General features: G+C 65.1%; 19 protein-coding genes. 10 read left to right on the forward strand and 9 right to left on the reverse strand.

Going from position 1 to position 17,317, the window contains the following annotated elements:
- The first annotated feature begins 127 nt into the window (after positions 1-127).
- Positions 128-916, forward strand: a complete 789-nt coding sequence (locus MU553_RS01370) for a DUF8081 domain-containing protein (protein ID WP_247373746.1) — start codon at positions 128-130, stop codon at positions 914-916.
- Positions 917-938: 22 nt separating this feature from the next.
- Here MU553_RS01370 and MU553_RS01375 read toward each other — a convergent pair whose 3' ends face one another.
- Positions 939-1,415, reverse strand: coding sequence for an HPP family protein (locus MU553_RS01375; RefSeq protein WP_247373748.1), 477 nt, complete (start codon positions 1,413-1,415; stop codon positions 939-941).
- Between the two features lie 43 nt (positions 1,416-1,458).
- Positions 1,459-2,316 (reverse strand): extracellular solute-binding protein, encoded by an 858-nt coding sequence (locus MU553_RS01380; protein ID WP_247373750.1) that lies wholly within the window; start codon positions 2,314-2,316, stop codon positions 1,459-1,461.
- A gap of 248 nt (positions 2,317-2,564) precedes the next feature.
- Here MU553_RS01380 and MU553_RS01385 point away from each other — a divergent pair, with 248 nt between their 5' ends.
- A complete protein-coding gene (locus tag MU553_RS01385; protein WP_247373752.1) occupies positions 2,565-2,891 on the forward strand; it encodes a DUF7521 family protein in 327 nt (108 codons plus the stop codon).
- An 86-nt stretch (positions 2,892-2,977) separates the two neighbouring features.
- Here the strand turns inward: MU553_RS01385 and MU553_RS01390 are convergent, their stop codons facing one another.
- Positions 2,978-3,301, reverse strand: coding sequence for a PadR family transcriptional regulator (locus MU553_RS01390; RefSeq protein ID WP_247373754.1), 324 nt, complete (start codon positions 3,299-3,301; stop codon positions 2,978-2,980).
- A 372-nt stretch (positions 3,302-3,673) separates the two neighbouring features.
- Between MU553_RS01390 and MU553_RS01395 the strand changes: the two genes are divergently transcribed.
- Positions 3,674-3,952 carry a helix-turn-helix domain-containing protein gene (locus MU553_RS01395; RefSeq protein ID WP_247373757.1) on the forward strand — a complete coding sequence of 93 codons (279 nt, stop codon included), beginning with the start codon at positions 3,674-3,676 and terminating at the stop codon, positions 3,950-3,952.
- Between the two features lie 119 nt (positions 3,953-4,071).
- Positions 4,072-4,896: a hypothetical protein gene (locus MU553_RS01400; protein WP_247373759.1), complete on the forward strand. Its 825-nt coding sequence runs from the start codon at positions 4,072-4,074 to the stop codon at positions 4,894-4,896.
- Between the two features lie 14 nt (positions 4,897-4,910).
- Here the strand turns inward: MU553_RS01400 and MU553_RS01405 are convergent, their stop codons facing one another.
- Complete coding sequence (locus MU553_RS01405; RefSeq protein ID WP_247373761.1) at positions 4,911-5,876, reverse strand: hypothetical protein; 966 nt, start codon at positions 5,874-5,876, stop codon at positions 4,911-4,913.
- Between the two features lie 510 nt (positions 5,877-6,386).
- On the opposite strand from MU553_RS01405, the gene MU553_RS23715 reads away from it, so the two are divergent.
- From MU553_RS23715 to MU553_RS01425, 4 genes are read left to right on the forward strand one after another with little or no spacing between them, the layout of a single operon-like run.
- Positions 6,387-6,566, forward strand: a complete 180-nt coding sequence (locus MU553_RS23715) for a cytochrome oxidase (RefSeq protein WP_345893351.1) — start codon at positions 6,387-6,389, stop codon at positions 6,564-6,566.
- Between the two features lie 5 nt (positions 6,567-6,571).
- Positions 6,572-7,084 carry a cytochrome c oxidase subunit II gene (locus MU553_RS01415; RefSeq protein WP_247373766.1) on the forward strand — a complete coding sequence of 171 codons (513 nt, stop codon included), beginning with the start codon at positions 6,572-6,574 and terminating at the stop codon, positions 7,082-7,084.
- Positions 7,085-7,086: 2 nt separating this feature from the next.
- Positions 7,087-8,766 carry a b(o/a)3-type cytochrome-c oxidase subunit 1 gene (locus tag MU553_RS01420; protein ID WP_247373779.1) on the forward strand — a complete coding sequence of 560 codons (1,680 nt, stop codon included), beginning with the start codon at positions 7,087-7,089 and terminating at the stop codon, positions 8,764-8,766.
- Positions 8,767-8,779: 13 nt separating this feature from the next.
- A complete protein-coding gene (locus MU553_RS01425; RefSeq protein WP_247373781.1) occupies positions 8,780-9,304 on the forward strand; it encodes a hypothetical protein in 525 nt (174 codons plus the stop codon).
- A 35-nt stretch (positions 9,305-9,339) separates the two neighbouring features.
- Here the strand turns inward: MU553_RS01425 and MU553_RS01430 are convergent, their stop codons facing one another.
- Positions 9,340-9,891: a plastocyanin/azurin family copper-binding protein gene (locus MU553_RS01430; protein WP_247373783.1), complete on the reverse strand. Its 552-nt coding sequence runs from the start codon at positions 9,889-9,891 to the stop codon at positions 9,340-9,342.
- 162 nt (positions 9,892-10,053) lie between these two features.
- Between MU553_RS01430 and gatE the strand changes: the two genes are divergently transcribed.
- Complete coding sequence (gatE, locus tag MU553_RS01435) at positions 10,054-11,931, forward strand: Glu-tRNA(Gln) amidotransferase subunit GatE (RefSeq protein ID WP_247373785.1); 1,878 nt, start codon at positions 10,054-10,056, stop codon at positions 11,929-11,931.
- A 24-nt stretch (positions 11,932-11,955) separates the two neighbouring features.
- Here gatE and MU553_RS01440 read toward each other — a convergent pair whose 3' ends face one another.
- Both MU553_RS01440 and MU553_RS01445 read right to left on the reverse strand, forming a co-directional pair.
- Entirely contained in the window at positions 11,956-14,532 is a 2,577-nt protein-coding gene (locus MU553_RS01440) for a PAS domain S-box protein (RefSeq protein WP_247373788.1), read from the reverse strand.
- Positions 14,533-14,546: 14 nt separating this feature from the next.
- Positions 14,547-15,329: a response regulator gene (locus MU553_RS01445; protein WP_247373791.1), complete on the reverse strand. Its 783-nt coding sequence runs from the start codon at positions 15,327-15,329 to the stop codon at positions 14,547-14,549.
- 231 nt (positions 15,330-15,560) lie between these two features.
- On the opposite strand from MU553_RS01445, the gene MU553_RS01450 reads away from it, so the two are divergent.
- On the forward strand, positions 15,561-15,956 hold the full coding sequence (locus MU553_RS01450; protein ID WP_247373793.1) for a hypothetical protein: 396 nt from the start codon (positions 15,561-15,563) through the stop codon (positions 15,954-15,956).
- A 2-nt stretch (positions 15,957-15,958) separates the two neighbouring features.
- Here MU553_RS01450 and MU553_RS01455 read toward each other — a convergent pair whose 3' ends face one another.
- Positions 15,959-16,693 (reverse strand): RNA methyltransferase, encoded by a 735-nt coding sequence (locus MU553_RS01455; RefSeq protein WP_247373795.1) that lies wholly within the window; start codon positions 16,691-16,693, stop codon positions 15,959-15,961.
- Between the two features lies 1 nt (position 16,694).
- Positions 16,695-17,222, reverse strand: a complete 528-nt coding sequence (locus tag MU553_RS01460) for a DUF8114 family protein (protein ID WP_247373797.1) — start codon at positions 17,220-17,222, stop codon at positions 16,695-16,697.
- Between the last annotated feature and the right edge of the window lie 95 nt (positions 17,223-17,317).

Raw genomic sequence — 17,317 nt, forward strand, 5'->3', positions numbered from 1 at the left:
AATCGCCCGGTCGAGTGGACGGGGAGAACCGGTGAACTAACAACTGGCGTCGCCGAACGACGGCCAAGCACATGAGAGTGGACGACTGGCCGGGCCGAGCGGAACTGACCGCTCGCTTCGAGTGACCATGTCCTGGAAAGACGAGTGGCCGGGTGTCCCCGGTGAACCGCTCGACGACGATGACGACCCGGCCGAGGACGAGTCGGGACCGTTTCGGGTCGCGCTCAAAGAGTCGGCGTGTGAGGTCTCGCCCGAGGTGGCGGCCCGACGCGAAGACGGTGGCGAGGTAGTCACGTACGAGTCGCGGCGGGCGGCCGAAGAGAAACTCCTCGAGTCGATCGACTGCCGAGCGCTCCGATTGCAGGACGCGGCGCCGAACGACCCCAACCCGGTCGACGCGTACCTGATCAAGGGGAGAGAGCTGCGGCCGGAGCCCGACGAGCGCGGGCCACCAGCCGACGGCTGGACCCACCAGCTCGACGCCCAACAAGTCGGCGCACTCGCGGAGACGCTGTTCGGCGCCTACAGTTACGATCCGCCGCCGATCGTCGACTTCGCCGCTCGCCAGTTGGAGCTCGATCCCGACGCGTTCCGCGTGGCGGTCGAACGCGCCCCGTCGCCCGTCGGCACGCCGGAATCGAAGGGCGGGAGCGGCCTCTGGCGTCCTGACTTCGAGTTCCGCGTGCGGCGAAAAACAGACCAACAGCCGTACGCGTATGACGGGCCGCTTCTCCACCGCTACGTCGCGGAAATCAAACACGGGTCGACGAGTTTCGGTCGCAACCAGCGAGACCAGATGGTCCGGCACCACGCCGAGAGCGACCCGGACACGACCGTGTTGATCGTCCGCGTCGACCTCGGAGACGTCCCACAGCACTACGACGTCACCATTCGGACTGCAGACGCGCTGGAGTAGCTGCCGCCGAGCCGTGGTGCCGTCACCTCGCCAGGTCGGTCCCGTCGAGGGCGACGAACGCGAGGTAGAGGGTCACGACCGAGACTGCGATGATAGTCGCCTCGGTCGGCGTCGTGAGCAGTCCGAGAGAAACGATGAGTGTCGTCGCACACGCGGGCGCGTGACCGGTCCCGGTGAGCCGCATCCCCCCGGTCGTCAGCGTCACGGCAGTGACCGCACTGGCCACGAGGCGAAGCTGGGCCGTCGTGAACCCCGGCTCGGTGGTCATGATCGAGGTGCCCGTCGCGAACGCGTGATACGCCGCCAGGCCGGCGACGATCCCGACGAGATGGCCACCCACGAGTTCTCGCCCGCGGATCGATCCCGGTCGCGTCGTCGCCAGCAGGTACGCGGACGGGCCGAGGCTCGGGAACACGAACGGCTGGCCGGTCGCCCAGGCGAGGGCGCCAGTCACGACGAGCAAGGACCCCGCGGTGAGACTCTCGCGAATCGGTCGCATCTGTCCGGCGATGACGGGCGGGAGGGCTTAGGCGTTCGGAAGGTCACTCGCCGCCGACGGTCGCGACCGATCGGTCGCGGTCGGGATACGACTGGGGAACGCTGAAGCCCATCCGTTCGAGGCGCTCCGTCCCCGTCACGAGTCGCTCGATCCACGACTGGCCCGCCTCGGTCAGGGCCGTGGCGCCGTAGCGGATCGGAGCCCCGCGGACTGTTTTGTCCCCCAGATCGTACGTGACCTGGCCGTACTGGTCGGCGGCCTCGGGGTCGGAGAAGTTCATCCAGGTGGGCAGCGACACTGCTGGGAGGTCGCGCTGGACGGCCATGTTCCGGTAGGCGAAGGCGGCGTCCAGTTCCCCGCCCTCCAGGACGTTCAGCAGATCCGTCTCCGGTACTGTCGTCGCGTTCGCGAGGACGCGATCAGCGTCGATATCGGTGCGGTTCGCAGCCAGTTCGAGCGCCATGACCGTGCGATAGCCCAGCGGATCGAGGTCCGGGTCCGTCCGCCCCACGCCGACGTCGGGGTCCTGGACCGCAGCTTGCCAGTCGCGCCTGATGTCGTCTGCAACGTCCGACTCCGGATTGTACGCCAGGACCAGGCTGTTCGTCGCGAACAAGGTCGCATCGGAGCTGATCCCCTCGAACAGCGTCGGATCTGCGAGCGCGACGGCGTCGGGGTCCCGGTGACCGTCGAGGATCAAACGCCTGACTGCCGCGCTCCCGTGCGCCTCCACCGTCGCGCCCGGGACCTCGTTTGCGACTGCGAGCAAACTGCCCGCGACGAGTGCGGTCGTACGGTCCTCCGTTTCGCGACCGACCTCGCCGTAGAGAGTCACGCCAGTGACGCCGGCTATCGTTGCCCCGCCGATCGTGCCGAGTAGCGCCCGTCGCGAGAGTTCCATGTCAGATGTCCAGGTTCTTTCGCAGCCTTGAAACCATTTGTGATAACTTCGTCGAGAGTGGTTCAATGGTTTTGGTTTCTCCCACGGACCAAGCGGCGACCCCGGGCACCGGGAATGGCCGTCTACCGCGTCGCTCTCTCGCCTCAGTATGCACATCAAGACGCACTGAAAAGATGAAACGGTCGCCTATTCTCGAAGCGTGGAAACGCGCCCGCGTTTATATTGGTGAGAATAGCGAATCGAAAAGTATGAATGGGAGTATCGCCCTCCTGGTTGCCACAAAGTCGGTCACCCTGTTGTTCGGTGGGACGATCACCTACCTCTCGTACAGGGCGTTTCGTCGCACGGGTTCACCGGCGTTACGTGCGCTGACCATCGGGATCGGACTGGTCACCAGCGGCGTCATCCTGGGAGGTATCCTCCACCAACTCGCTGGATTGCCGCTCGAGTTGAGTACCAGTATCCAGAGCGTGTTCACGGCCGCCGGCTTCGCCGTGCTCACCTACTCACTGTACACGAAACGACGTCCGCAGAGTCGCTCGCCGGCCCGACAACGGTATCCGAGCGACGATTGACGCGACAGACCACTCGTGGCAACCGACGACAGGCGGGGCACCGAGTCGCCCGAGACGACCGGTCGCCTGGCCGGAAGGATGTGGGACTACTTGAACAGTTCAGTGACTTCTGCACCGTGTGATCGGAGCAACTCGCGACCAGCGTCAGTGAGCGTGTAGCGGTTCGTCCGCTTGTCGATCTGTCCCCGTTCCACGAGCGACAGCTCGATCAGTTCGTCGAGGTTCGGATACAGCCGTCCGTGATTGACTTCGCTGTCGTAGCGATCTTCGAGATGTCGTTTGATCGCGAGCCCGTAGCTGTCCTCCTCACTGCCTTCCAGGCGCTGGAGAACGAGCAGAATGTCGCGCTGGAATGCACTCAGATTAGCATACTGGACGTCTTCCTTCGTATCTGCGGTGTTTTCTGTCATGCTACAGTTGGTGTGGTGGCGTCCTGTGCTGGCTGTCGGGTCGCGACCGGTCGTTCGAGCACGACGACAGCCCAACACGTCCCGTCTGCGGAGCGAGTCACCGCTGTGACCCGTGATCGAGACCGTCTCGCCGTCGTTCTCCCTCGGGGCAAACCACCTGTTCTGTCATTTTCCGTATGGAGACAGTTCGCTGTCAAATGAACGCGCTTGGTGAGTCGATCAGCGAACAGGTTTCCGATACGTCCCTAGCAACAGCCCTGTTGATTATGTATTTAATTGTTACCACCGACACTGTGTGCTCGACAAATAACTTCATCGAAGACGAAATTCACATGGAAATGAATTTCAGAGGGAAAATCAGTATAGCAAGCAATGCGCCCTTCCCTCGCCCCGTGGATGACGCCGGTAGACAGGGACATCCTGGAACTGCTCCAGAACGGGGATCGCCGAGAGTTGATCCTGACGCCCGGCGTCATCGCTGCGAACACAGACTGGAAGCGCCAGACTGTCCGTGAGCACCTGCTGCTCCTCTCGGACCACGACCTCGTGGAGTATCACGACGAACCGCGTGCCCTCTATCGGCTCTCCGAGCGAGGCCGGTCGTACCTCCGCGGTGAGATCGACGTCGAATCGCTGACGGCTGAGGACTGACCGCTCGTCTGCTGTCCGCGAGGTACGCAGGGCCTGTACCGTACTGTCGTTTCCATCCCGCAACTACCTGTACCATATATGAAACGGATTAATTCTTAACAGCCCTGGGAGAATCGCCGATGACTGTCTTCCAGATGATAGATTCGCTCCTCCGCATCCTCATCGGCGTCGTGATCAGTATCGTCGCGGCGGCGGTCCTGCTGCCGCTCACCGTCGTCATCGCGAAGTTCCTGCGCCAGGCGATCGGTAGCGAGACCGCCCGCTCCCTCTGTCAGCACGCTGGCGTGTCTGGCTGGAACTTAGAGCTCGCCGACAAGGTCGAGACTGCCATCATCGGCGGTCTCATCGGTGGCGTCGTGTTCGCGAGTCTCAGTCCCGCGATCGGACCGGCGATGTACGACCTCCACGTCCAGAGCGGGATCGTCGACAAGCCGGAGCCGTCGGTCTCGGTGCACGAGGTCAGCGGCGTGTCCGACGAGGCCATCGCCGAGAACTTCGACATCCACGAGGAGGAGAACTACTCGCTGTACGTGGTCGAACTCCGCAACGACGACAACAGAGTGCTCACGAACTACAACTTGAACGTCAGGTTCCCGGGCTGCGTCGAGGAGACCTCGCTCGGCGCGACCACGTTCGGCACTGCCGTCATCAGCAACGAGACCAAGCAAATACAGGTCGGTGAGTTCTCCAACCGGTCGGCGAACGCGACCTGCTACGGAGCGGTCCAGATCGACGAGTTCACGACCAGCAGCTCCGGACTGGTGACGTTCGTGGTCGATCACACCCCGGACGAGAACCACACGCAGCTGTACCCCGCCCCCGAGAAACCGGGGAGCGTGTCCATGGCCAGTTCGTACACCTGGGAGTACAACAGCCGCAGCTACTACGAGCCCGCCGAACTGGTCACCTACGAGACGAAAGAACACAACAGCACGGTGGTCTGATACGCGTCGGGGAGTCAGTCGTACCGCGGCATCGCCGCGGTCGTCCCGAGCGGGAGGTACCACAGTTGGTGCTCCGCAGCGAGGTCGCCGGCCCCCGGCCGCCCAGCACCCGCCGCTACCGACGCGTTCGACAGCGTCATCGCGACCGCGTAGCAGTACGCGTAATTCAGCCGGAAGAAATCCCGGACGAGCGTGGTGTCGAGGTGCGCGGTCATCGCGTCGAACACCGTCGTCCCCATCTCGCGTGCGGTCTCGCAGTCCGGTTCCGGGAAGAACTCCCGCGCGAAGAAGGCGTCGGCGTGATCGGACGCGAAGAACTCGGGGAGGACCGTCTCGATCGAGGAGGAACCACCGAGGGCGCGCTCGTCGATGCGGTCGGCCAACGGGGCGACCGACCGCGCTTCCGGTCGCTCGTCGTCGCTCGCTCGCTCCAGAAAGGCGTCGATACAACAGTCCGGGTAGCCGTGGAGTCGCCCCTGGTACTCCTCGAACTCGGAGCGGGACCCGTCGACGACCGCTTCGAGGTTCCGGTCGACGACGGTCTCCGGTGCAGGAGCCTCCCCGCCGCGGAACAGGTACACCCGAAGACCCCACTCGACCGAGCGCCCGTATCGAAGCCACTCCGGGACGACGACGGCGTCGCCGGGATACGATTCCCGGAGGAACTGGACTTCGGGGAGTTGGGCTGCCACGTCCCGAATCCGTGCCGAGGTCTCCCGCAATGGGTCGAGCTCCAGTTCGTCGACCGAGACCTGCGTCGTCTGGAGGCGCAATCGCGACTGGTGGACGCACTCGATCCGGCGCTGGCTGCGTTCGCTGTCGCCGCTGGTGGTTGCGTACGCACGTGCTGCCTGGACGACGCTCTGGAGGTAGGGCAGGTCCAGCGGGAAACTGGCACCCCGCCGATGGCCCGTGAGCACCGAGGTCGCCTCCAGGGCGATGAACGTCGGGAGGTCTGCAAGCGCTGCGCGGGGGTCCATGCAGCGAGGGTCCACGTCCAGCACCGTCAATTACTCGCCGCCCCGTGCGCCGACGGCACCCACCGATTCCGCACTCGACATGTCCCCCCGAGAGAGGTTCCAGAAGGCGCAGAGAATCTTTTTCCGGCTATTCGTGGATAGCCGGGTATGGCTATTCGGCTCCGAGACGCAGGGAGCGAACGAGCCGAGTTCTCGCCCGCACGCAGCTTCGACGAGCAGTCTCGCCGGCCTCCGACCTGGAGCCAGCGTCCGCTGGCCCCCGCTCTCCGACACCGCCGCTGGCCGTCGAACAGGCTACCGATCCATCAGCCGACGCCACACCGCTGGCCGACCAGGAGTCACGCTGGGACACCGTCGATCGCTCGCCGCTCGGAACCGACGCGACTGCGACGTCCTGGAACGCTCCGCGGAGCGTCCGCTGTCCGAACGACGGACGCGCCGCTGCACCCCGGCGTCGTCGAGTTAGCAGTGAGTGCGGGCCTCGTCGGAGCCGTGGGGCTCGCCGGGCGGATCGACCCCGACGCGTGGGCGTCACCGCGCCGGACGGTCGTCCGTCACATCGACCACGACGACTACGATCCGATCGGAACGGTCGTCCTCATCGCGCTGTATTTCGCGCTGATAACCCTCCTCTGGCTGTTCACGTACTTCGTGGAGTTCCTCGGCGGTGGACCGACTATCGGGGGGTGACAGCCGTGGAGATTCATCGCTACGAGAAGGGGTGGCTCTTCGTCGCCCTCCTGTTCATCGTGGGACTCGTCGCGACGGTCGTCTACGGCGCGGTCGTTGCGGGCGTCGACATGGTCGGCGACCGGGGCGGGGCGCTCGCAAACCCACAGGACCCCACGGAATCGCCGGACTTCCGCGACCCCGGGGTGTACTGCAACGACGATCGGTCGTCGTGTGACGTGTACGTGCTGGCTCGACGCTTCTTCTTCCAGCCCGGGACGGCCCAGCCCATTCGGGTTCCGGCGGGAAGTAACGTGACCTTCCACCTCACGAGTCCGGACGTCCTCCACGGGTTCGAAGTCGTCGGTACGAACGTCAACGTGATGGCAGTGCCCGGTCAGTCAGCGGTGTTCTCGGTCACCTTCGACGACACCGGCGAGTACGACGTCGTCTGTAACGAGTACTGTGGCTCCGGCCACCACACGATGGAGGGGCGAATCGAGGTCGTCCCGCCGTCCGAGTACGAGGAGGAGGACTGACCGTGGCGTTCGTCGACGACTATCCGGCCGAAGCGCGGGTGACGCGGGCGTGCTACGCCGTCTCTCTGACGGCGCTGGTCATCGGGGGACTCTTCGGGCTGATCCAGGCCCTGCACCGGACCGGCATCTACCGCGACCTCATCACGTCCGTGGAGTACTACACGGTCCTGACCGGCCACGGCGTCCTGCTGGCGCTCGTGTTCACGATTTTCGGCCTCTGTGCGCTCTATCACTGGGGAACCACGCGGAGTCTGGACCAGCCGGTCCGCTATCGGTGGTTCTCCTGGCTCTGGTTCGGCCTGATGCTCGTCGGGGCGGTCATGGCGACGATCGCGATCCTCGGCGGCTTGCTCTCCGAGGTAGATTTCAGCGCGGCGGTTCTCTACACGTTCTACGCGCCGCTCGAGGCGCACCCGCTGTTCTACGCGGGACTGGCGCTGTTCGTCGTGGGCACGTGGCTCGCCGGCGTCGACTGGTTCTGGCAGTACTTCGACTGGCGTGACGACAACTCCGACGCGCGCATCCCGCTCCAGACGTTCATGGTGCTGGCGACGATGATCATGTGGTACATCGCCAGCGTGAGCGTGGCGGCCGAAATCCTCGTCTTTCTGCTCCCCTGGTCGCTCGGGATCATCGACGTCGTCGACCCCCTGTTGACCCGGACGATGTTCTGGTACTTCGGCCACCCGGTCGTGTACTTCTGGCTGCTGCCGGCGTACTTCCTGTGGTACTCGGTACTTCCGAAGCTCTCGGGCGGCCGGCTGTTCAGCGACCCCCTCGCTCGCGTCGTGTTCGTCCTGTTCATCCTCCTGTCGACGCCGGTGGGCTTCCACCACCAGTTCCTCGACCCGGGCATCTCGGAGGGGTTCAAGTTCATCGCGATGACGAACACGATGTTCCTGTTACTGCCGTCGCTGTTGACCGCGTTCACCGTCATCGCGAGCATCGAGCACGGCGGCCGACAACTCGGCGGCGAGGGGTATCTCGGCTGGCTGACCGACCTGCCGTGGGGCGACGGGGCGTTCGCCGGGATGGTGCTCTCGGGCCTGATGTTCGCCGCCGGCGGCTTCTCCGGGATGGTCAACGCTGGCATGAACGTCAACTACCTGGTACACAACACGCTCTGGGTGCCGGGTCACTTTCACCTCATGGTCGGCACGGCCTCGGCGCTCACGATGATGGCCGGCAGTTACTGGCTCCTCCCCCAGGTGACGGGCAAGCGACTCCGGTTCCGCGGGGTCGCACTCGTCCAGCCGTACCTCTGGTTCGTCGGCGTCACGTTCCTCGCCAACGCCATGTTCCGGGCGGGGCTCGCGGGCGTCCCGCGCCGAACCGCCGTCGCGACCGAGTACCGGTTCGTCGAGTTTCAGCCGGTGCTGGGCGACGTCACGGAGATGCGCCTCCAGATGGGGCTCGGCGCCGTCCTGCTGTTCACCTCCCTGCTCCTCTACCTGTTCGTCGTCCTCGCGACGTGGTTCACCGGCCGCGACGGATCGATCGAGGCCGACGGGACGATCCCGCCCGCACTCTCCGGGCCGGAACACGCCCCCGAGATCCTCGACAACCTCAAGCTCTGGACAGCCCTCGCGATCGTCCTCGTCGTCCTGGCGTACGGAGCCGCAGTCTACGGGCTCGTCGCGAACGGACCACTGGTCCCGGGGCTGCCACCCGTCCAGCCCTGACCGAGTCATCGCTATGGAGCGCCGCACGCTCGTTCGAGTTCTCGTCGTCGTCGCGATCGCCATCCCCATCCTGGTCGAGGTGCTGACGTTCGCCGGGCTGATGCAGTTCCAGCTGTTCGGTGACGGCGGCGACGAACCGACCCCGGCCACGCCGCAGCCCCGTCGCGTCGCCGTGGGTGAGGAGCTACTGCCGGAGACGCCCCAGCGGGAAACGCTGACCGACGCCTCTCTCGGGACCGGTTCGGGGCAGTGGACCGTCACGTTGACAGTCCAGGTCGAAAACAACGGAACGACGCCGTACGAACTCCGCCTAGAGGAGTTGACGCTCGGTGACGGGCGAACGGTACCGGACGGGAACACGACGCGCCGACTGCAACCGGGGGAGACCGCCACGGTCACCGCTCGCTGGCGGATACCCTCGGGGACGACTCCCCACTCGGTGACGGTCAGTGCGGTGCGGTTCGACAACGACTCCGGGACGCCTCGGACGCTCACGAAGCGAGTTCACCTGGCGAAGATCCCCGTCGAGGGGGGCTGAAACCGTTCTGAGTCGACGGCCGTCGCTCGAATCGGCTAACCGTGGAACTCTTGCCAGCTGACCGAGCCTTGCTCGACGATCGTGCTGCTCTCTGGCACCTCGCCGTCCGGGGGCATGCTTTCCTCGCCGGGCCCGCCGGGTTCGTCCACGACGATTCGGCCGAGCATCCCCAGCGTCTTGTGCGGGATACAGAAGTAGTTGTACGTCCCCGGAACCTCGAAGGTGTGCTCGAAGGTCGCGCCCTGTTGACTGATGGTCTCGCTGTTCCAGGGCTCGGCGTCCTGGGGAATCTGTGTGACTGTCGCCGGTCCGGTCCCTTCCGCGTAGGCCGTCGAAGAGTGTGCACCCGACACGTTTAGCCACGTGATAGTGGTTCCAGATTCGACGAACAGGCCCATGGGATCGAAGATGTATTCGGAGCCCTCCGTGCGCATCTCGATCTGGTTTCCGCCGCCGCCACCGCCCGGACTACCGCCGCCACCGTCCGTCGGACTGCCGCCGCCGTCGCCACCGCCGTTCCCGCCACAGCCTGCCAGCCCGATCAGTGACGCGGTCCCGATACCTGTGAGGAGCTTTCGGCGACGCATGACGGTATTGTCGACGCCCAGCCTCAAGACGTTCAGTGAGAGCGAAATTTCCATTCGAAATCGAGAGGTCGGTCGACTGAGCGGCGCCAGCGATCGGTCGGCGGCGGTGTGCGTGACCGACAACGGTGTGTTTTTTGCGCCCCGGGGACCCACCACCGAGTAATGACTGACGCGGACGACTACGACTACGAGGAGTTGGGGCTCGTTGCAGGGCTGGAGATCCACCAGCAACTGGACACCGCGGAGAAACTGTTCTGTGGCTGCCCGACGGAACTGCGCGAACCCGAAGCGTCCGATCGACGGTTCACCCGCTATCTCCACCCCACGAAGAGCGAACTCGGCGAGATCGACGAGGCCGCCCTCGAAGAGAGCATGGTCGATCGCGAGTTCGAGTACCTCGCCTACGACACGACCTGCCTCGTCGAGGAAGACGACGAGCCGCCACACCGGGTCGACGACGAGGCGATCGAGGTGTCGATGGAGATCGCCCAGCTGCTCGATATGAACGTCGTCGACCAGATCAACGTCATGCGCAAGATCGTCGTCGACGGGTCGAACACCACCGGCTTCCAGCGCTCCATGCTCGTCGCCAACGACGGCGAGATCGAAACCTCGGAGGGGCCGGTCGGCGTCGAGGACATGATGCTCGAAGAGGAGTCCTGCCAGCGCGTCGAAGAAACCGACGACGGCGTCCGCTTCAGCCTCGACCGTCTGGGCATCCCGCTGGTCGAGATCGGCACCAAGCCGGACATCCGCTCACCCGAACAGGCCAAAGAGGCCGCCAAGCGCATCGGGATGCTCCTGCGCTCGACGGGCCACGTCAAGCGCGGCCTCGGGACGATCCGCCAGGACGTCAACGTCTCTATCGCCGACGGCGCCCGCATCGAGATGAAGGGCGTCCAGAGTTTGGACGACATCGACGACCTCGTCCGCAACGAGGTCCGCCGCCAGGTCGAACTCCTCGACATCAAGGACGAACTCCACGAACGCGACGGCCAGGTCGGCGATCCCCGGGACGTCACCGAAGTGTTCGAGGACACCGACTCTGGCGTCATCGGTGGCGCGCTCTCTTCGGGCGGGAAAGTCATGGCCGTCCCCCTCTACGGCTTCGACGGCCTCGTGGGTCGGGAGATCCAGCCCGACCGCCGGCTGGGAACGGAGTTCTCCGATCACGCCAAGCGCCACGGTGCGGGCGGCATCTTCCACACGGACGAACTGCCGGCCTACGGCGTGACCGAGGACGAAGTCAGCGCCCTCTCCGAGGCAGTCGGTGCGGGCGAGGACGACGCCGTCGCCATCGTCGCCGACGACCCGGAGACCGCCGAGCAGGCCATCGAGGCCGTCGCCGCTCGCGCCGAGACGGCGATGGACGGCGTGCCCGAGGAGACGCGCGACGCCAACGAGGACTGTACGTCCAGTTACCTCCGCCCGCTCCCCGGTGCGGCGCGGATGTACCCCGAGACGGACGTGCCCCCCGTCGAGCCCGATCCAGCCGAGGTCAAGCCGCCGGAACTGCTCACCGAGAAAGTCGAGCGGTATCAGGCCGAGTTCGACCTCGGCGAGGGCGTCGCCAACCAGGTCGCCTACGGCCAGCGGTGGGAACTGTTCGAGGAGGCCGTCGAGACGGGCGTCGACCCGAACCTCGCGGCACGGACCGTCGAGTCAGACGTGACGGAGATCCGGCGTGACGACGTGCCAGTCGAGAACCTCACCGACGACCACTTCCGCGGGGTCTTCGCGTTGCTCGCCGACGGCGAACTCGCCAAGGAGGGCGTTCCGGACCTGTTGACCGCGCTGGCCGAGAACCCCGAACTGACGGCGTCCGAGGCCGCAGAACAGGAAGACCTCGGCAGCGCCGCCGAGGACGAGGTTCGCGACGCCGTCGTCGAGGTCGTCGAACGCAACGCAGCCCAGGTCGAAGACGAGGGGATGCAGGCGTTCTCCGGCCTGATGGGCGAGTGCATGGGCGCGCTCCGCGGTCAGGCCGACGGCGACCTCGTCAGCGAAGTCCTGCGCGAAGAGATTCAGAAGCGAGCCTGAGTCGGTCGGCCTGCAGATCGCCTTTTACTCGGCCGTCACGGCCGCGTTCGCGGGTTCGACAGCGATCTCGAAGCGTGCGCCGCCGTCGGCGCTTTCGGTCGCCGCGACCGTCCAGCCGTGGGCCTCGGCGATCTCCTCGACGATCGCCAGCCCGAACCCGGTCCCTTTGCGGGTCGTCGAGTAGCCGTGTTCGAAGACGCTCTCGCGTTCGGCAGCCGGGATGCCCGGTCCGTCGTCTTCGACGTAGAACCCGTCACCATCGTCGAGCAGCCCGACGCGGATCGACACGTCATCGCCGCCGTGTCGGACCGCGTTCGAGAGGAGGTTCTCGAACAACTGGCGCAACCGCGATTCGTCGGCGTCGAGTCGGTAGCCATCGAGGGCGACGTCCAGCGTCGCCGGCCCGTTCCGGACGGTCTCCCAGGCAGCCGCGACAATCGTATCGAGCACGACCGACTGGGTCTCCTCGACGAGTTGTCCTTGCCGAGCGAGCGTCAGCAGGTCGTTGATGAGCGTGTTCATCCGCTCGTGGGCGTTCTCGACGCGTTCGAAGTCCTCCGGTGCACCGCTCTGGCGGCCGAGTTCGAGCGATCCCTGGGCGACGGTCAGCGGATTGCGGAGGTCGTGGCTCACGACGGCGGCGAACTCCTCTAACCGGTCGTTCTGCCGTTCGAGTTCCCGCTCGCGTTCCGTCCGCTCGGTGATGTCTCTGAACGCGCCTCGCACACCGACGAGGTCGCCGTCGTCGTCGTACCACGGCTCCCCCCGAGAGCGGACCCAGCGCATCTCGTCGTCGTTCGTGATGATCCGGAGCTTCAGATCGTACGGCTCCCCAGCCGTCGTCAGGCGCTCGAACGCGTCCCTGATCGTCGCTCTGTCGCCGGGATGGTAAAAGTCGATACCTTCCTCGACTGTCGGCTCGTAGTCCAGCGGCATCCCGTGGATGCGGTAGACCTCCTCGGTCCACCGCATCGTGTCCGTTCGGCTGTCGTACTCCCAGCCACCGATGTCGGCGACCTCCTGGATCTGAGCCAGGAACTCACGCTTTTGTTCTAACTCCTCCTCGCGCTCTTTGAGGGCCGTGATGTCCCGGGCTTCCGGTAACAGCAGGCCGACCTCGCCCGTCTCGTCGGTGATGGGTTTGATGGAGTAGTCGACGGTTACGTCCCGGTCCGCTCCGCAGATGTCCAGTTCAGCACGGACGAACTCGCCACTGCTCGCGCGATCGACGAGGTCCGACACCACGTCTTTCGTGGCCTCGTCATCAGTGAACCAGCCAGTCTCCCACACTGGTTTGCCGACGACGTCCTCGCGGGCGAGCCCGCCGAATTCCAGGGCAGATTCGTTCGCTTCCACCATGGTTCCGTCGGGCTCCATCAGACCGGTGAACTGGTACGTTTGGTTGAAGATCGCGTCGTACTTCTGTTCGCGCTTCTTCCGTTCGGTGACGTTGCGCGTCGCGCCGACGAGTTGCTCGACGCACCCGTCGATGACGACCGGGGCGATTCGCGTCTCCCAGTACGTCCCCGCTTCGGGGACCGACAGTCGCTCCTCGTATTCGAGCGGTTCGCGCCGGTCGACGCACTCGCGGTAGCGGCGGAGGATGGCCTCCCCTTCCTCGTCGCCGAAGACGTCTCGCAGTGATCGACCCTGGATTTCGTCGTTCGAGAGTCCGGCGTGTGCCTCGTAGGCAGGACTGACACGTTCCAGCCGGAACTCGTCGGCGGCTTCGTCCACGTCGATGATGAACAGCGCGTCCTGCGCGTTCTCGAACAGCGTCTCGGCGAGTTCGAATTGCTCTTCGCGCTCCCGCTGGACGGTCACGTCGTGGACGGACGCGACGACTTCGAGGTCGCTGTCGAGGTCGATCGGGCTGAGCGTGATTTCGACGGGAAACTCGGACCCGTCCGTCCGGCGGCCCCACAGATCGAAGTCGGCACCCATCGGGCGACGTTCGGGCGAGGCGACGTACCGCCCGCGGTGTCGCGCGTGTTCGTCCCGGTAGCGTTCGGGCAACAACACCTCGATCGGTTCACCGAGCAACTGGTCGCGTTCGTAGCCGAACTGCTCGTTCAGGTGCTCGTTGACCTGGTGGATGTGGCCCTCGGCGTCACTGATGACGATGCCGTAGGGGGCAGAGTTGAGGAAGCTCTCGAAGCGACTCTCGGCCCGGTGTCGAACGACGACGTTCTCGATGCGGTTCGCCAGTACCGCGTACTGGTCAGTCCCCGGTTCCTTCTGGAGGTAGTCCGTCACTCCGCGCGAGATGGCTTCGCTGGCGATCTCTTCGCTCCCCTGCCCCGTGAACAGCACGAACGGGAGGTCGTCGTAGTCGTCGCGGACGACGTCGAGAAACGCCAGGCCGTCGGTGCCGGGCATCTGGTAGTCGCTGACGACGCAGTCGATCGGTTCCGCGTCGAGTCGTTCGAGCGCGTCCCGGACGTTCGTGACAGTCCGCGTCGTGATGCGGTCGCTCTCCCGCTCCAGGAACGCCCCAGTTAGATCGACGACGTCACGTTCGTCGTCGACACAGAGGACAGAGATGGTCGGCTCGTCGCGGGCCTCAGATCCGTCTGTGACGGCACTGCGCTGGTCGCTCATCGTCGTTCGGCGTACTACCTCGACTGTGCGCGCTCGACGGCGTTTCGGACGCGCTCGACCAGTTTGTCGTACTGGTCGGTGTCGGGCCCCTTCTGGACGTAGTCCGTGACGCCCGTCGCGATGGCCTTGCTGGCGACTTCCTCGCTCCCCTTGGCAGTAAAGACGATAAACGGGATCGCCGAATCTTTGTCACGCACGGCGTTCAGGAAGTCCAACCCGCTGATGGCCGGCATCTGGTAGTCGCTGACGATGCAATCGAACGGCTCGGATTCGAGCGTGGTCACCGCTTCGAGCGCGCTCGTCGCTGTCGTCACCGAGACGTCCGGGTTCTCGCGTTCGATGTATCCCGCGATCGTTTCGGGGAGCCCCGGCTCGTCGTCGGCGAGCAACACGCGGATCGTCCCCTGCTCGTCGGTCTGGTCCTCGTCGTCGGCCGTCGGTTCGAGTTGGAGATCGCGCCGCACCGCCAGGTCGAGCCACTCGCCGATCTCCTGGTGGAGGGCCGAGGACGTGACCACGCCGTCGCTCGGGTCGTAGGTCACCAGCCCCTCGGCTTCGAGTTTGGGCAGATGTGTGTGGACTAACAACGAGAGGATGCGGTCGTGATCGACCTCACAGAAGTTGTACTCGCCGACCTCTGCGATCACGTCGACCAGTTCGTCGGTCGTCGCCGCCCGTTGCTGGCGGAGGTGAAACAGGACGATCCGCCGGGTGACGTCCGAGAACACGTCGAACAGTACGTCAGTCGTGAGCGGCGCAGTATCCTGCGTTTCGCCCCCGTTAAAGCTCCCAGTCATCGTTGAATCGTTACGCCAAGCTACTCCGGAGCGAGAATAAGCATTGTTCCACAATTGACAGCTATGCCACCCATCTGCTCACAGATACGAACGCGACCGTTCGTCGGCCTTCTGCGGTGACAGTTCGACGGGGTCGGCGAGTGTTCCCCCGACCGTAACCCATTCGGCCGCGGACGCCGAGATACCGACAGGTGGGTTCCGATTCTCTCGAAACATCACTTCCTCATCTCGGTGGTCCTCGCCGCGGTAGTCGTCGTACTCGTCGAGCCGCCGGTGTCGCCACTGCTCGTCGTCGGCTACGGAGCGGCGCTGGGCGTCCTGGTCGACCTGGATCACTTCCTGCTCGCACGGCGAAACACCGGCAGTTGGCGAGCGACAGTCGCCGTCGTCGAGAACCCTCGACTGCTGCTGTTCGAGCAGGAAGCCATCTTCGAGGACGGGGAAGTCGGGGCAGTGAGGCGGCTCGCGAGTCACGCCGTCATCACCGTCGGACTCGTCGCCGGACTCGCCCCAGTGAGCTCATCGCTGGCGATCGTCACCGGCGTCGTCCTGCTGGGCCACATCCTCTCGGACGTCGTGTACGATTTCACGCCGGTGTTCGGACCGCCGCACACATCCGCTCGGTGACGCTAGTCGTCCTCCGACGAGTCGTCGGTGGCGCGGAGCGTCGCCTTCCGGAAGAAGCCGCGTAACGTTCGGGCCTCGCGGCCCGTCGGGTGTGCGCGCCCGACGAACCGTCGCCAGAGCCGCTGTGCCTTCGACCGTTTTTCCGCCGGATGGCCGATCGCCGCCAGGAAGTCCGCGAACTCGTCGTGCAGCCCCTCGATCGCGGCCTCGTCGGCTCGCTCGTGGCGTTCGTCGGGATGCTGGGTGGTGTCGAGCGTCAGCGACCGCAACTCGTAGAGCACGATCGTCGCGGCCTGCCCGAGATTCAACACGGGATACTCGGCGCTGGCCGGAATCGAGCAGATCTCGTCCAGTTGCGCGAGTTCGTCGTTGGTGAGCCCCACGCGCTCGCGTCCGAAGACGATGGCCGTGTCGGCCTCGACGCCGGCCAGACTGTCAGCGATCTCAGTCGGGGTTTTGAACGGATAGCGCGTGTGTTTCGTCGAGTCCTCGTTCGTGACGGCCGTACAGCCGACGGTGTGGTAGTTCGCGGCCAGGTCTTCGAACTCGATTTCCCGTGCGTTCGGGAGGACGTCTTCACGCGCCTGCCCGGCGAAGCCGTAGGCTTCCCCGTCGGGGTCCAGCGTCGGCGGGTCGACCAGCAGCAGCTCCGAGAACCCGAAGTTCTTCATCGAGCGGGCGATCGTGCCGACGTTGCCCGGTTCCGTTGCGTCGACGACGGCGACGGCGATGGACATGTTAGAAGTCCAGATCGTCGAGGTTCACGTCCAGCGCGTCGAGATCTTCGTCGTCGAGTTTCTCGATTTCCTCTTCGAGCGTCGGAATCTCGTCGCTGATGTCCGGTTCCTCGGGGATGTCGTCCGGGTCGGTGTTGACGTGCTGAAGGCCGCCGTAGTTCTCGGGGGCGCGACCGCCGGCGGCGAACCACTCGTGGAACTCGTCTTCGAGTTCCGTCTCGCCGGCGTACTGTTTGCCGCCGTCCTCGCGGAACCAGTAGAGGAAGTCCGCCTCGTGGTCGGGACAGAGCAACACTTCGCCGAGCGGTTCACCGTAGATGACGCGGGCGACGTTACACTGCTGGATGTCCTCGTCGCCGTGAATCAGATAGCACGCGTCGCAGGGTTCGCCCATCATCGACGCGAGGCGGACGATCCGGTCGCGAGTGTCCGGTTCCATCGTCTCCAGGGGGCGCAACTCGCCGCTCTCGTCGAACACCTCGTCTTCGTCGAACCGCCAACCGCGGAGCCCGATATTGACCTTACCCATGTTCGAACGCTAGCCGGCTGACTGATATAAGCAGCGTGGACTAGACACATATCACAAACCGGGGAGTATTTCCGAACTGGAAGCCAACGATCAAA

This window comes from Halorientalis brevis (assembly GCF_023077655.1).